Genomic DNA, 13,980 nt, shown 5'->3' with positions numbered 1-13,980 from the left:
CCTATCGCCTCGCGCTCCATGCGAGCCATAACCACCCGATAATCAACGCGGTTCCGCCGATCGCGGTGATCGCGCCCAGCCAGCGCGGTCCGCCCAGTGCCATCGCGTAGAGCGTCACTGCAAACAGCGCCCCGCCCGCGACGAACAGCCAGCCCGGCCCCTTCGCCCCCATCCTTGCCGCGACCAGCGCAGCGACGGCGTGGATCAGTTGATACTGCCCGCCGGTCCTGAGCCATTCCTGCGCCTCGCCCGTCGCGCCATGCGCGCCGAAAGCCCCTGCGCCAACCGCGATGGCGCCCGAGAGCGCGGCAAGGATCGCCAGCCAGTTCATCGCAACATTTCCATCCAATCTTGCGCTTCCGCGAACAGCAACGCACCGCCGACAACCAGAGCGGCAAGACTGATCGCCAGCACCGCACCCGCCAGCATGTCCTTCGCGACCTTGATCTCAGGATGGATGTTGGGGTGGAGTAGATCGATCACCGCCTCCAGCGCCGAGTTGATCAACTCCAGCGCAAGCACCAGCGCCACCGTCACCGCAACAACCGCCCACCAGATCGGCGCCGGACGAAGCACCAGCAATCCAACCAATGCGCCGAGCGCGATCGCTGTCTGCGAACGAAAGCTCGCCTCACGACGCCAGCCGGTACGCAGCCCCGTCAGCGCAAAACCCAGCCGTTCGGTGAATGGACGGTTCTTCATCCGCAGCCAGGCTCGGTCGAGGATTTAGGCTCGAGCGGCTCGGGCTTCTCGCGCCCGGCGCGCCAGTCGAGCTCAGGGTTGCCAATGATCGCCTCGCGCGCGGCACGGATATCGCCCGCCTCGTGCTGGATGCGCAGCCGTTCGCGGTCGCGGTGGCGATACAGGTCCTCGGTGCGGTCGATCTCCTGCGCGTCGACGCCGACCGCGTCCATCGCACGGCGCGCCATCACGATCGCCGACTCCAGCACTTCGCGCACCACACCCGTCGCGGCACCGCCCTTGAGCTTCAGCAGCGCGCGGCGGTCATAGGCGCGGACGAAGATCGATGCGTCGGGAAAGGCCTCGTGCACCGCCTCGACCAGCTCGGCGCTCACCTGATCGCCGTCGAGGCAGAACAGGATCAGCTCGGCCTCGCGCGCGCCGGCCTGCCGCAGCAGGTCGAGCCGCGTGCCGTCGCCATAATAGACCTTCGCCCCGAACTGGCCGGCGATGTCGATCATCTCGATATCGGTGTCGATCAGCGTCACTGCGATGCCCTGTGCATTGAGCATCTGCCCGACCGTCTGGCCGAAGCGGCCATAGCCGACGATGATCGCGTTCGATCCGTCGGCCACGGGGCCGTCGCGCTCGCCCTCCGGCCCGATCTCTTCGGCGCGGAAGCGGCGGGTGAACATCATCAGGAACGGCGTCGTCGCCATCGACAGGGTAACGACCGCGCTGAACACGCTCACCCCCTCGGGCGCGATCAGGAACGCGCTCTGTGCCTGCGCGAACAGCACAAAGGCGAATTCGCCGCCCTGACTGAGCAGCAGGCCCAGCGCCACCGCCTGCCGCCAGCCCATCCGGAAGGCGAGGCCAAGCCCGGTGATCACGATCGCCTTGGTCCCAACCAGTGCCAGCGCCATCGCGATCACGAAGAGCGGACGCTCGGCGATCGCGGACAGGTCGAGCAGCATGCCCACCGACAGGAAGAACAGCCCGAGCAGGATCGAGCGGAACGGCTCGATATCCGCCTCCAGCTCGTGCCGGTAGGGGCTGTCAGCGAGCATCACCCCCGCGACGAACGCGCCGAGCGCGGTGGAAAGACCCAGCGACTGCATCAGCGCCGCGCTCGCGACGACGGTGAACAGCCCCGCGAACACGAATAGCTCGCGCTCGCCCCAATTGCCGATCAGCCGGAATAACGGTCGCAGCACATAGCGTCCGGCGAGCACCAGACCGGCGATCGCGACCACAGTGTACACGCCGAGCAGCCAGCCCGGCGGTCCGCCCGCATCGGCGGGGTTGCGGCTCATCACTGCGATGATCGTGATCAGCGGAACGATCGACAGATCCTGGAACAGCAGGATCGAGAAGGCGCGCTCGCCGAACGGGGTGCGCATCCGTCCCGCCGATTGCAGCATCGGCAGCACCTGCGCGGTCGACGACAACGCGAGCGGAAGCCCCAGCGCGAGCGCGGCTTCGGGCGAGAAGCCTGCGCCGATCGCCACTACGGCACTGATGACGAGGCCGCACAGCACCACCTGAAGCAGGCCGAAGCCGAAAATGTCCTGCTTCATCCGCCACAGCCGCGCCGGGCTCAGTTCGAGCCCGACGAGGAACAGCAGCAGCGCAATGCCGAACTCGGCGATGACCATCTTCGATTCGGCATCGCCGACCAGATCGAGCATCTGCGGCCCGACCAGCGCGCCCGCGACGAGATAGCCCAGCGTGGCGCCCAGCCCCATGCGGCGGAAGATCAGCACGAAGACCAGCGCAAAGCCGAACAGCGGCGCATATTCGGCGATGTAATTGTGTGCGCTATGTTCCATCAGACGCGCACCTTCGCCGCCAGCCGAGCGGCCTCCGCCACCGCCTCGAACCCAAGCCGGATCGACGGATGGCGCGCGCTGTGCGGCAGCGCGGGGGTGAATATCTCCAGCCCCGGCCAGTCGGGCGGCGTATCGCGCTCCCCCGCCAGCCACAGCGTCAGTTCGTCGCGCGCCGCGTCGAGTTCCCCGGGCGTGCGGCCGATCACATGCGCCCCCATCAGCGATGCGGACGCCTGACCCAGCGCGCAGGCATGGACCAGCATCCCGATCGCGCCGATCCGGCCATCGTCGTCGAGGTCGACATCGACCGCCACCCGGCTGCCGCAGACGGGCGAACGTTTCTCGACGGTCGCCATCGGGGCCGCCAGCCGCGCGGAAAAGGGAATCGAGGCTGCGAGCCGCAGGATCTGATTATTGTAGAGCGGCGCGTTCATTCGCCCGATGTATCGCGCGCAGTGTCGTTCGCAAGGCTGGCGTTGCCGCTTTCCTCGCCGAATACCGGCTCACCGCGACGGCGCTTGTCAACGAATTCGGCGATGCTTGCACTGGTGGCGTTGAGCAGCGGATAGGTGCGTGACTGCGTCATCCAGTCGGGGCGCTGCGAGGGGCCGCCGCCGACCGTGTCTACCGCGAGCGTGACGAGCAGGAAGCCCAGGCTCACCAGGATCAGCCCCTTGACCGCGCCGAAGCCGAAACCCAGCGCGCGGTCGATCGGTCCCAACAGACCGCTGCGCGTGCGCGATCCGATAGCGTTCGCCACCAGCCGCCCGCCGAAAAAGGCGATCCCCGCGATCAGCGCGAAGGCCAGCACCGCTGCGCCCTGCACCGTCCCGACCGCATCGGCGAGCACCGCGGCCAGCGGCGTGTGGAGGAACTTGAGCGCCACGACCACCAGCAGCCACGCCATCAGCGACAGCACTTCGGTGACGAAGCCGCGCATCACTCCCAGCACCGCCGCGCCGCCGACGGCGATCAGCACGATGATATCGATCGCGGTCAGTCCCATGAGTCCCCCGTTGTCATCGACCCCTCATACCGGGCGTGCGGGGCTTGTCGAAGCCTCGTTTTGCTTTAGGCCCCGCCGCCATGCACACCAGCAACACGCTCCGCGGCCTCTCGCTCTTCATGGCGGGGCTGGTGCTGTTCGCGTGCATGGACACGACGATCAAATATCTGACCGCATCCTACCCGGTCCCGCTGATCGCCGCGGTGCGATACGCGGTGAACCTCGTCCTCATGACCGCATTGCTCGCGCCGTTCCACGGGCGGGAAATCGCGCGGACCAAACGGACCGGACTGGTCATCGTCCGCGCCTGCGTTCTTGCGCTCGGCACGCTTGCCGCCTCCTTCGCACTCCAGCGGATGCCGGTGGCTGAGACGATCTCGATCATCTTCGTCGCGCCGATCGTCGTGATCCTCGCCTCCGGCCCGCTGCTCGGCGAGCGGGTGAGCCGCAGCGGCTATCTCGCCGCCGCGACCGGCTTCGTCGGCATCCTGCTGATCGCGCGGCCGGGCAGCGGGCTGGATCCGGTCGGCGTCGCCTGCGCGCTCGTCGCGATGGCGACCACTTCGGCCTATCAGCTCCTCTCGCGCGTGCTCACCGCGAGCGAGAGCACGACCGCCCTGCTCTTCTACTCGGCTTTGGTGGGCACGATCCTCTATGGCATCGCCGCGCCCTGGTTCGTGGGCGGGCCGCAGCCGGGGCTGTTCGACGCGATGCTGCTGATCAGCGTCGGGGCCTATGGCGGGCTTGGCCATTTCCTGTTCACCGCCGCCTATCGCCACGCCCCTGCGTCGATCCTTGCACCCGCCAATTATGCGCAATTGCTGTGGTCGGCACTGCTCGGCTGGCTCGTGTTCAGCCACGTGCCCGACCAATGGGCGCTGACCGGGATGGCGGTGATCGCCGGATCGGGCGTGATCGCGGCGCTGGGCACGCGGCGCCCGCCGGTCAAACGGAGCGTCTAGCGGCATATCGTTTTTCAATAAATCCGCTTGACCATCCGGCGAGTCCGGCATATCGATATTCGATATCTACTATATCGGAGTTCGATAATGAACAACGTTCCACGCAATGACCCGCTTCTCACGGTCACCCAGTTGATCCTGCGGATCGGCATGGTCATCCTCGGCATCGGGATCGTCCTGGCCGCCAGCGCAGCGATCGCGCTGGTAGTGGTCCCCGATCAGCAGCTGATGCCGCGCCTGTCCGACGGCAGCACGATCTGGCTGGTCATCGCCGGCGCCGTGCTGGCCGGGGTGATGATGATGCTCTACCTGTTCTTCCTGCGACACCTCAGCCACATGGTCGCCACCGTCGGCACCGGGGACCCCTTCCAGCCCGAAAATGCCGACCGGCTGAGCAAGATGGCCTGGCTCACGGTCGCGCTGCAGGTCTGCATGTTCATTCTCGCTCCATTGGTCTCAAAGATCGCGGAAGGGATCGGCGAGAAGGGCGGCGGGATCGACCTGACGTTCGACGGCCTGCTCCTCGCCCTTGTGCTGTTCGTGCTCGCCCGCGTCTTCCGCCATGGCACGGAGATGCGCGACGATCTTGAGGGGACGGTGTGATGGCGATCAACGTGATGCTCGACGATCTGCTGCACGAACGCCGCATGACCCTCACCGAATTTGCCGAGCGGATCGACCTGACCCTCGCCAATGCCTCGATCCTCAAGACCGGCAAGGCCAAAGCGATCCGCTTTTCGACGCTCGAGGCGATGTGCCGCGTGCTGGAATGCCAGCCCGGTGACCTGCTCCGCTACGAACCCGAAGCTTGACCCCGGCATCGGGCGGTCCTATCTGACCGCCCGAAGGCCACGTCCTTCCCTGCATTGCGCAGGCATCATGCCCGGGACGGCCCGGCAGCTCGATAAGGAAGCTGTCATGCCCTGGATCTATCTCACCGTTGCCGGCCTGCTCGAAATCGCCTGGGCGTTTCTGATGAAACAGTCCGATGGGTTCACCAAGCTCGGCCCCACCATCGCCACGCTCATCACCATGGCCGCAAGCTTTGCCTTGCTCTCGCTGGCGATGAAGTCGCTGCCGCTCGGCACCGCCTACACCATCTGGACCGGTATCGGCGCGGTCGGCGCGTTCGTCGTCGGCATCGTGGTGCTCGGCGAACAGGTGACCCCGATGCGGATCACCGCAGCGGCACTGATCGTCGGCGGCCTCGTGCTGATGAAGCTCTCCTCGCCGAGCTGATCGCCAAAAGGAGGCCACGCCCTCCCCTGCATCGACAGGCACAAGACCGGGACGGCCCGGCACCCCTTCACCCAAGGAGTGCCCATGCCCCCTGCGTTGCTCGAATGGCTGCCGATCCTGTTGTTCCTCGGCGTCGCCCTGCTGCTGTCGATCGGCTTCGTCCTCGCGCCGATCGTCGCCTCGCGCTTCACCGGCACGCACCAGCCGACGCCCGAGAAGCTCACCGAATACGAATGCGGATTCCCCGCGTTCGAAGCACCCCGCAAGGGGTTCGACGTCCGCTTCTACCTCGTCGCGATCCTGTTCATCATCTTCGACCTCGAAGCCGCGTTCCTCTTCCCCTGGGCGGTCAGCGTGTTCGATGTGGGCTGGGAAGCCTGGATCGGAATGATGATCTTCCTCGCCGTGCTTACCTGCGGGCTGATCTACGAATGGAAGATGGGTGCGCTCGATTGGGAGTAAGGGTCAACGCCCGAGCATATGCTCGACAAACCCGCCCAGGCTCTTGAACCCGGTCAGCGCGACGCTCCCCTCTTTTCCCTGTGCGGCCGGCACCATCGCGCGGGTGAAACCGAGCTTGCCCGCCTCCTTGAGCCGCAGCGCACCGTGCGCGACCGGGCGCACCTCGCCCGAAAGCGCGATCTCGCCGAAGGTCACCGCATCGGCCGCAACCGGACGCTCGGACAGCGCCGAAACCAGCGCCGCTGCCACCGCGAGGTCTGCCGCGGGGTCCTGCACGCGATAGCCGCCGGCGATGTTGAGATAGACTTCGCTGGTCGAGAAGCTGAGGCCGCAGCGCGCTTCGAGCACCGCGAGGATCATCGCCAGTCGCCCGCTGTCCCAGCCGACCACCGCGCGCCGCGGCGTCGCGCCGCTCGCCAGCCGCACCACCAAAGCCTGAATCTCGACCAGCACCGGCCGCGTCCCTTCCAGCGCCGGGAACACCACCGTCCCGGTCACGCTCTCGTCGCGGCTGGTAAGGAACAGCGACGAGGGGTTTCCAACCTCCGTGAGCCCCTCGGTTTGCATCGAAAACACGCCGATCTCGTCGGTGCCGCCAAAGCGGTTCTTGACCGCCCGCAGGATGCGGTACTGGTGGCTGCGCTCGCCCTCGAACGCCAGCACGGTGTCGACCATATGTTCGAGCACGCGCGGTCCGGCGAGGCTGCCGTCCTTGGTGACATGCCCGACCAGCACCACCGCGGTGCCGCGCTCCTTGGCGAAGCGGATCAGCTCCTGCGCCGATGCGCGCACCTGACTGACCGTCCCCGGCGCGCCCTCGATCAGGTCCGAGTGCATCGTCTGGATCGAATCGATGATCAGCAGCCGCGGCGGCGCGGCACCACCCAATGTCGTCAGGATGTCGCGGACCGATGTCGCCGCGGCGAGCTGTACGGGTGCGTTGCCCAGCCCCAGCCGCCGCGCGCGCAGCCGCACCTGATCGGCCGCCTCCTCACCTGAGACGTAGGCGACGCCATGCCCGGCCAGCGCCATCTTCGCAGCCGCCTGCAACAGCAAGGTCGACTTGCCGATCCCCGGATCGCCGCCGATCAGCGTTGCCGACGCCTCGACGAATCCGCCACCCAGTGCGCGGTCGAGTTCGGCGATTCCGGTGGGCATCCGGTCCGGCAGCGGCACATCGGAGTCGAGGCCGGAAAGCGAGATCATCCGCCCGCCACCCTGAAGATTATGCTTCGCCTGAAACGGCGTCACGACGCCGCCGGCATCCTCGACCAGCGTATTCCAGTCGCCGCAATCGGCGCATTGCCCCGCCCATTTGGACGCGACCGATCCGCATTGCTGACAGACGTAACGCTTCTGAAGTTTGGCCATGAACCCCGCTTAGCAGTGGCGGAACGAATTAGGAACGATATTTCGCTTCCTGCATCTTGACCCAGCGCCCCTTCAGCGCGCTGGGACGGTCCGGATAGCGTTCCTCGCGAAATTCGGCGTTCTCGATCCGGTCAATCCGGAAGCTGCGGAAGTCGTTGCGCAGCTCGCACCAGCCAAACACCATCCGCACCGCATCGCGGTAGCCGATCAGGAAGGGCCAGATGGTGCGCTGAGACCGCTTCCCTTCGCCGTCACCATAAGCGAGGTCGAGCTTGAGTCCGCGACGGCACCACAGGCGCAGCTGGGTCATGTCGATCGGTTCGGCCTGCTCGCCCCAGCGGGGCGGGGTCGCGACGACCGGTTCGAGGATCAGCGCACGCAGATTCTCGGGCACCGTCGCGGCGAGCTTGGCAAGCAGATCCTCCGCCGCGCGCGCCAGCACCCGGTCGCCCTGCGCCTTGACCCATTGCGCGCCGAGCACTGCTGCCTCGACTTCATCGGTGGTCAGCATCAGCGGCGGCAGGTCGAACCCGCTGTCGAGCACATAACCGATCCCCGCCTCGCCACGGATCGGCACCCGCTGCGCCATCAGCGTCGCGATGTCGCGATAGATGGTGCGTTTCGATGTCTCCAGCTCCTCGGCGATCGCATCCGCGGTCACCGGCCTGCTGTGCCGCCGCAGCAGCTGGATGATCTGAAAGAGGCGGTCGGCGCGGCGCATGGGGCGTTTCCTGTTCAATCCCACGTCACCCCGGCACAAGGCCGGGGTGACGGATATGTCAGGCCGCGTTGCTGCAACCTCATTTCCAACCCTACTGCCACACTGCTGACAGCATGTTGGCAGCAGGGTGGCAGTAGCACGGTTTCAACGACGGCAACACCCGCCGGCCGGAACCTGAAAGGACACCGCGATGCTCACCTTCTATCACTCGCCCGAAACCCGCTCGGGCCGCACGATGTGGCTGATGGAGGAGAGCGGTCTCTCCTACGAAACGCGCTATGTCACGATCGAGCATATGGATGGCCGCGGCGGACTCGATCCCGCCAACGTCCACCCGGACGGTAAGGTGCCCGCGATCGTCCATGACGGCGTGCTGATCACCGAAAGCTACGCCATCGCCATCTATATCGGCGACCTTGCTCCCGAATCCGGCCTCAGCGCGCCCGAAGGTTCGCCCGAACGCGGCCCCTTCCTCGCCTGGCTGATGTGGCTCGCGACCGAGATGGAGCCGGCGATCTTCGGGCGTCTCTATGGCGGCGGCGAAGGCAATCCGCGCGCCGAACGCAATTACCAGCAGGTGATCCGTCGCATTGAAACCGCGCTCGCCAACGGCCCCTATCTGATGGGCGATCGCTTCACCGCCGTCGACGTGATGGCCGGATCGACGATCGCCTGGGCGCGCCAGGCTTTCCCGGAAAGCGCCGCGATCGACGCGTGGCTCACCCGCGTCGCCGACCGCCCCGCACACGCCGCAGCCTGTGCGAGGGACGCGGAGACCGTCGACGCCTGATGCCCCGGTGGCGGCGGAGGCTAGCCCTTCGCCGTCACCAGCAGCCCGCGCTGCACCGCCGGGCGCGCAAGCCCGCGTTCCAGCCACACCCCAACATTCCTGAAGTCATCGAACCCGACCAGCTCGCGCGCCTCGTAAAAGCCGATCAGGTTGCGCACCCAGCCGAGCGAGGCGATGTCGGCGATCGAATAGTCGTCCATGATCCAGTCGCGGCCTTCAAGCCGCGCATCGAGAACGCCAAGCAACCGTCTGGATTCACTGACGTAGCGCTCCAGCGGGCGCTTATCCTCATATTCGCGCCCGGCGAATTTGTGGAAGAAGCCGAGTTGTCCGAACATCGGCCCCAGCCCGCCCATCTGCCACATCAGCCACGCGATCGTCTCGTAGCGTTGCGCCGGATCGAGGAACTTGCCGGTCTTCTCGGCAAGGTAGATCAGGATCGCCCCGCTCTCGAACAGCGGCAGCGGCTGTCCGCCCGGCCCGTTGGGATCGATGATCGCCGGAATCTTGCCATTGGGATTGAGGCTCAGGAACTCGGACGACTTCTGGTCGTCGGTCGCAAAGTCGATCAGATGCGCCTCATAGGGCAGCCCCGTCTCCTCCAGCATGATGCCGATCTTCACCCCGTTGGGCGTCGCGAGCGAATAGAGCTGGATGCGGTCGGGATGCTGCGCCGGCCAGCGCGTCGTAATCGGGAATTGCGACAGATCGGTCATGGATGGAGCCTCCTGCTTGGGGCCGCGAGATAGTCATGCCGCATTCGCTGCGCTATGGGCGCGGCGATGAAAGCTTCCGACCTCCGTGTCGCCCTCTTCAGCGGCAACTATAACTATGTCCGCGACGGCGCCAACCAGGCGCTGAACAAGCTTGTCCGTCACCTGCTCGATCGCGGCGTCCAGGTCCGCGTCTATTCACCCACCGTCGAGCATCCCGCGTTCGAGCCGCAAGGCGATCTGGTCAGCGTTCCTGCCTTCGCCATGCCCGGCGGGCGCGGCGAGTATAAGGTCGCGCTGGGCCTCCCCAAGGCGCCGCGCGCCGACCTTGAGGCGTTCAGGCCCAACCTCGTCCATGTCGCCGCACCCGAGTTCCTCGGTCACGCCGCAGTCGCCTGGGCGCGCGACAACGGCATCGCCAACGTCGCCTCGCTCCACACCCGGTTCGAAACCTATCCGCGCTACTATAAGCTCGGCTTCCTCGAGCCGTGGATGATCCGCCGCCTCACCCGTTTTTACAACAAGTTCGACCGGGTGGTCGTGCCCGGCAACTCGATCGCCGAGTTGATCAAGGACTGGGGCGTGCGCACCCCGATCAGCATCTGGTCGCGCGGCGTCGATCATGCCCGTTTCAACCCGCAGCGCCGTGACGATGCCTGGCGCCGCGGCCTCGGCATCCCCGACGACGTGCCCGCGATCGGCTTTCTCGGCCGGCTCGTGCTCGAAAAGGGTCTCGACATCTTCGCCGAGGTCGCACGCGAGCTGAAGCGCCGCGAGGTCCCGCACCGCATCCTCGTGATCGGCGAGGGGCCCGCACGCGACTGGTTCGCCGAGCGCGTGCCCGACGCGATCTTCACCGGCTTCCAGTCAGGCGACGATCTCGGCCGCGCAGTCGCCGGGATGGATGTGTTCTTCAATCCCTCGGTCACCGAGACCTTCGGCAACGTCACCGCCGAGGCGATGGCGTGCCGCGTCCCTGTCGTCGCAGCGAAAGCCACCGGCGCGATGGATCTGGTGGATGAGGGCATCACCGGGTTCCTCGTGCCACCGCGTGATGTCACCGCCTATGCCGACGCGATCGAGCGCCTCGCCCGCGACGCGGCGATGCGGCGCAGCTTTGGCGAGGCCGGCCACACGAAGATGCAGGCCTATGTCTGGGATCGCATCAATCAGGCCGTGCTCGACGCGTATCTCGAAGTCATGGCGGAACGCCGCAGCCGGACATAGAAAAAGGGCGTCACGCACGTCGCGCGACGCCCTTCCTTCACATCATCAGCAGCTGCAGCCGAAGCCTTTCTGGATGATCCGCTGCCCGGCAACCGAGACCGTCACCTCTACGCCGCAGGGGATGCCCCATTTCGTACAGATGTCGAGGCACGCCTGCGCCGCGGTGCCGTTGGGGATCCATGACGGGATCGGCAGACAGACGTTGCCAATGCCGAGCGGCAGGCTGAGGCAGACCTGCCCGTTCTGCACCGTTACGCTGATACATTGCGCACTGACCTTGAGCGCCCCGTCGGCCAGCGATGATTCATGGCTTGCCGCTGCCGCCTTCAGCGTCTGGCCATGGCGCTGCGCCGCCTCAAGCGACTGATCGATTACATTTGAGTCGAATCCCGGAAGATTTCCCTTCGCTTCCATAACACCCCTCCTGTTTATCGCCGGAAAAACCCGGCGCCGGGATGTTATGTTCAGACCTCAAACCATACAAAATCAGTTACATTCATAATTGATGCAACAGGCATCCGTAATGAATAAGCATCGTCCATTTATGATCATGTGCAACTTGACTATTTCAGGATGTCAATATTTACTTTGAACCCCATTCATACTTAAGGGGCGCTTCACGAAACGCAAAGCGATCGACATGACGCTCGACAGCACCTTTCAGCCCTTCTAGCTGCCCGTCGGCACTGGCATCCACCCGGATCGCGAGGCCATCGGGCTTCGCGTCGAGCGTGACCAGCCCGTCGCCGGGCCAGTCCGCACCGCGCGCGTCCTTCGGGAACACGATCGTGCCATGATCGGCCGAGAATTCGACCTTCAGATTATGCTCCCAATGCTTGCACAGCTGCTGGAGATAGCGGCTCGCTTTCTCCGTCTTCGCAAATCCGTTCGCGGTTACGCTCATTTACAACCTCTCGATCTTGCGCGCCGCCTCGTCGATCAGGTCGGCGACCGCATGTAGGGTTTCCTGGCTGACCTCGCCATCGCCCAGCCGATGCTGGAGCACCTGACGCAGATTGCCCATCGCGCGCCGCACGGGGCTGCCATGGCTGCGCGAGCGCATCGTGCCGATCGCGGTCAGCCGCTCCATCAGCGCCTCGACCTCTTCCTCGCGCTCGGTCAGATAGGCCTGGCCGGCGGTGGTGATCGCGAACACCTTCTTGGCGTCGTCGCTCGCCTGCTCGGCGATCAGCCCCATGTCAGCGAGCATGGTCAGCGTCGGATAGACGACGCCAGGGCTGGGCGCATAGGCGCCGCCGGTGCGCTCTTCGATCTCACGGATCAGGTCATAGCCGTGGCGCGGTGCTTCCTCGATCAGCTTGAGCAGGATCAGCCGCAGTTCGTCGCCCTGGAACATGCGCCGCCGTCCCCGGCCGCCGCCTTCGCCCTCGCCACGTACGTCCCACTCCACGGTGAACGGCCCCCATTGGCGCCGTCCACGCGGGCCAAAGCCGCCGAAGTGCATTTCTCCACGCGGCCCGCAGCCGCGATGATGTCCTCGAAACATTATTGAACCTTTCAAATTCGAGTCGTGATGCGCTTAAGATATATCTTAGAACATATCGCACAACCCCCTTCGCGAATTTTGCGCAAGTTCCTATATCGTTCCGCATGGCCGATCTGTTCGGCGGTCTCGAATCCGCCACCTCCCCTGACGAAACCACCACCGACGGCCCGCTCGCCGACCGCCTGCGCCCGCAGCAACTGGGGGATGTCGTCGGCCAGGATCACCTCACCGGCCCCGAGGGCGCGATCGGCCGCATGGTCGCCGCGGGCAGGCTATCGTCGATCATCCTGTGGGGACCGCCCGGCACCGGCAAGACCACCACCGCCCGGCTGCTCGCCGACGCGGTGGGTCTGCGCTTCGTCGCGATCAGCGCGGTGTTCTCAGGGGTAGCCGACCTCAAAAAGGTGTTCGCCGAGGCGAAGGACCATGCCCGGCTCGGCAAGCGCACTTTGTTGTTCGTGGACGAGATCCATCGCTTCAACCGCTCGCAGCAGGACGGTTTCCTCCCGTTCGTCGAGGACGGCACCGTCACGTTGGTCGGCGCAACCACCGAGAATCCCAGCTTCGAGCTCAACGCCGCGTTGCTCAGCCGCGCGCAGGTGCTGATCCTGCGCCGGCTGGATCATGCCGCGCTCACCTTGCTGCTCGACCGCGCCGAGGCGGTGGAGGAACGCCCCCTCCCCCTCACGTCTGAAGCGCGCGACGCGCTGGTCGCCAGCGCCGATGGCGACGGCCGCTTCCTGCTCAATCAGGCGGAGACGCTGTTCTCGGTGACGTTCGAGGCGCCGCTCGACCCGCCTGCGCTCGGCGATTTCCTCCAACGCCGTGTCGCGGTCTACGACAAGGACCGCGAGGGGCATTACAACCTCATCTCCGCGCTCCACAAATCGGTGCGCGGCAGCGATCCGCAGGCCGCGCTCTATTATCTCGCCCGGATGCTGACCGCGGGCGAGGAACCGCTCTATTTGATCCGCCGCCTCATTCGCATGGCGGTCGAGGATATCGGCCTGGCCGATCCCAACGCGATCACCCAATGCCTCGCGGCCAAGGATACCTACGAATTCCTCGGCTCACCCGAGGGCGAACTGGCGATCGCGCAGGCCTGCCTCTACCTCGCCACCGCGCCCAAATCGAACGCGGCCTATGTCGCGCAGAAGGCTGCGTGGCGCGCGGCGAAGGAGACCGGCAGCCTGATGCCGCCGCAGAACATCCTCAATGCGCCGACGAAGCTGATGAAGGAGGTCGGCTACGGCAAGGGTTATACCTACGATCACGATGCCGAGGGCGGCTTTTCGGGCGACAATTACTGGCCCGAGGAGATGGAACCCCAGACCTTCTACACGCCCACCGACCGCGGCGTCGAAAAGCGCATCGCCGAGCGCATGGCGTGGTGGGACGAACGGCGGAGGGCGTTGAAGGGCGAATAACCCGCCGCCCTTCCAATGTTGGAATTCATCTGCTCTCATCGG

At 65.8% G+C, this 13,980-nt stretch carries 19 protein-coding genes; 8 read left to right on the top strand and 11 right to left on the bottom strand.

All coding sequences use genetic code 11. From position 1 onward, the window contains the following. Position 1: 1 nt before the first annotated feature. From AC07NK_RS16875 to AC07NK_RS16855, 5 genes are read right to left on the bottom strand one after another with little or no spacing between them, the layout of a single operon-like run. The gene (locus AC07NK_RS16875; protein ID WP_495171773.1) at positions 2–331 is read right to left on the bottom strand and encodes a DUF423 domain-containing protein; all 330 of its coding nucleotides are present in this window, start codon (positions 329–331) and stop codon (positions 2–4) included. Further along, positions 328–702 (bottom strand): diacylglycerol kinase, encoded by a 375-nt coding sequence (locus tag AC07NK_RS16870; protein ID WP_495171772.1) that lies wholly within the window; start codon positions 700–702, stop codon positions 328–330. The genes AC07NK_RS16875 and AC07NK_RS16870 overlap by 4 nt, the downstream gene beginning before the upstream one ends. Continuing rightward, positions 699–2,513, bottom strand: coding sequence for a cation:proton antiporter domain-containing protein (locus AC07NK_RS16865; RefSeq protein WP_495171771.1), 1,815 nt, complete (start codon positions 2,511–2,513; stop codon positions 699–701). The genes AC07NK_RS16870 and AC07NK_RS16865 overlap by 4 nt, the downstream gene beginning before the upstream one ends. Then, entirely contained in the window at positions 2,513–2,947 is a 435-nt protein-coding gene (locus tag AC07NK_RS16860) for an iron-sulfur cluster assembly scaffold protein (RefSeq protein ID WP_495171770.1), read from the bottom strand. The genes AC07NK_RS16865 and AC07NK_RS16860 overlap by 1 nt, the downstream gene beginning before the upstream one ends. Beyond that, positions 2,944–3,519, bottom strand: a complete 576-nt coding sequence (locus AC07NK_RS16855) for a CvpA family protein (protein WP_495171769.1) — start codon at positions 3,517–3,519, stop codon at positions 2,944–2,946. Before AC07NK_RS16855 ends, AC07NK_RS16860 begins: the two co-directional genes overlap by 4 nt. Before the next feature lie 80 nt (positions 3,520–3,599). On the opposite strand from AC07NK_RS16855, the gene AC07NK_RS16850 reads away from it, so the two are divergent. The 5 genes from AC07NK_RS16850 (at position 3,600) to ndhC (ending at position 6,182) form a co-directional block, all read left to right on the top strand. Next, complete coding sequence (locus AC07NK_RS16850) at positions 3,600–4,481, top strand: DMT family transporter (protein WP_495171768.1); 882 nt, start codon at positions 3,600–3,602, stop codon at positions 4,479–4,481. Between the two features lie 87 nt (positions 4,482–4,568). Next, entirely contained in the window at positions 4,569–5,084 is a 516-nt protein-coding gene (locus AC07NK_RS16845; RefSeq protein WP_495171767.1) for a DUF2975 domain-containing protein, read from the top strand. Further along, positions 5,084–5,293 (top strand): helix-turn-helix domain-containing protein, encoded by a 210-nt coding sequence (locus tag AC07NK_RS16840; RefSeq protein ID WP_495171766.1) that lies wholly within the window; start codon positions 5,084–5,086, stop codon positions 5,291–5,293. The genes AC07NK_RS16845 and AC07NK_RS16840 overlap by 1 nt, the downstream gene beginning before the upstream one ends. A 106-nt stretch (positions 5,294–5,399) precedes the next feature. Next, entirely contained in the window at positions 5,400–5,720 is a 321-nt protein-coding gene (locus AC07NK_RS16835) for a DMT family transporter (protein WP_495171765.1), read from the top strand. A gap of 84 nt (positions 5,721–5,804) precedes the next feature. Continuing rightward, positions 5,805–6,182 (top strand): NADH-quinone oxidoreductase subunit A, encoded by a 378-nt coding sequence (ndhC, locus tag AC07NK_RS16830; RefSeq protein ID WP_495171764.1) that lies wholly within the window; start codon positions 5,805–5,807, stop codon positions 6,180–6,182. Positions 6,183–6,185: 3 nt separating this feature from the next. Here the strand turns inward: ndhC and radA are convergent, their stop codons facing one another. Next, entirely contained in the window at positions 6,186–7,553 is a 1,368-nt protein-coding gene (gene radA / locus AC07NK_RS16825; protein ID WP_495171763.1) for a DNA repair protein RadA, read from the bottom strand. Positions 7,554–7,581: 28 nt separating this feature from the next. Continuing rightward, positions 7,582–8,274: a helix-turn-helix transcriptional regulator gene (locus AC07NK_RS16820; protein ID WP_495171762.1), complete on the bottom strand. Its 693-nt coding sequence runs from the start codon at positions 8,272–8,274 to the stop codon at positions 7,582–7,584. Positions 8,275–8,464: 190 nt separating this feature from the next. Here AC07NK_RS16820 and AC07NK_RS16815 point away from each other — a divergent pair, with 190 nt between their 5' ends. Then, positions 8,465–9,064, top strand: coding sequence for a glutathione S-transferase family protein (locus AC07NK_RS16815; RefSeq protein ID WP_495171761.1), 600 nt, complete (start codon positions 8,465–8,467; stop codon positions 9,062–9,064). Between the two features lie 20 nt (positions 9,065–9,084). Here AC07NK_RS16815 and AC07NK_RS16810 read toward each other — a convergent pair whose 3' ends face one another. After that, positions 9,085–9,780, bottom strand: a complete 696-nt coding sequence (locus AC07NK_RS16810) for a glutathione S-transferase N-terminal domain-containing protein (protein WP_495171760.1) — start codon at positions 9,778–9,780, stop codon at positions 9,085–9,087. 66 nt (positions 9,781–9,846) lie between these two features. Between AC07NK_RS16810 and AC07NK_RS16805 the strand changes: the two genes are divergently transcribed. Beyond that, complete coding sequence (locus AC07NK_RS16805) at positions 9,847–11,004, top strand: glycosyltransferase family 4 protein (RefSeq protein ID WP_495171759.1); 1,158 nt, start codon at positions 9,847–9,849, stop codon at positions 11,002–11,004. Positions 11,005–11,049: 45 nt separating this feature from the next. Here AC07NK_RS16805 and AC07NK_RS16800 read toward each other — a convergent pair whose 3' ends face one another. The 3 genes from AC07NK_RS16800 to AC07NK_RS16790 all read right to left on the bottom strand — a co-directional run bounded on the left by AC07NK_RS16800 (position 11,050) and on the right by AC07NK_RS16790 (position 12,469). Beyond that, positions 11,050–11,418, bottom strand: a complete 369-nt coding sequence (locus tag AC07NK_RS16800) for a hypothetical protein (RefSeq protein WP_495171758.1) — start codon at positions 11,416–11,418, stop codon at positions 11,050–11,052. Positions 11,419–11,587: 169 nt separating this feature from the next. Further along, positions 11,588–11,908: a DUF2218 domain-containing protein gene (locus AC07NK_RS16795; protein ID WP_495171757.1), complete on the bottom strand. Its 321-nt coding sequence runs from the start codon at positions 11,906–11,908 to the stop codon at positions 11,588–11,590. Beyond that, the gene (locus AC07NK_RS16790; RefSeq protein WP_495171756.1) at positions 11,909–12,469 is read right to left on the bottom strand and encodes a PadR family transcriptional regulator; all 561 of its coding nucleotides are present in this window, start codon (positions 12,467–12,469) and stop codon (positions 11,909–11,911) included. It abuts the gene before it with no gap. 146 nt (positions 12,470–12,615) lie between these two features. Here AC07NK_RS16790 and AC07NK_RS16785 point away from each other — a divergent pair, with 146 nt between their 5' ends. After that, the gene (locus tag AC07NK_RS16785) at positions 12,616–13,938 is read left to right on the top strand and encodes a replication-associated recombination protein A (protein WP_495171755.1); all 1,323 of its coding nucleotides are present in this window, start codon (positions 12,616–12,618) and stop codon (positions 13,936–13,938) included. The last annotated feature ends 42 nt before the right edge of the window (positions 13,939–13,980 follow it).

The sequence above is a fragment of the Sphingomonas sp. GW821-FHT09B04 genome, from assembly GCF_059418285.1.
The sequence above is the reverse complement of the archived record's forward strand: the minus strand, read 5'-3'. Positions and strand labels throughout refer to the sequence as shown.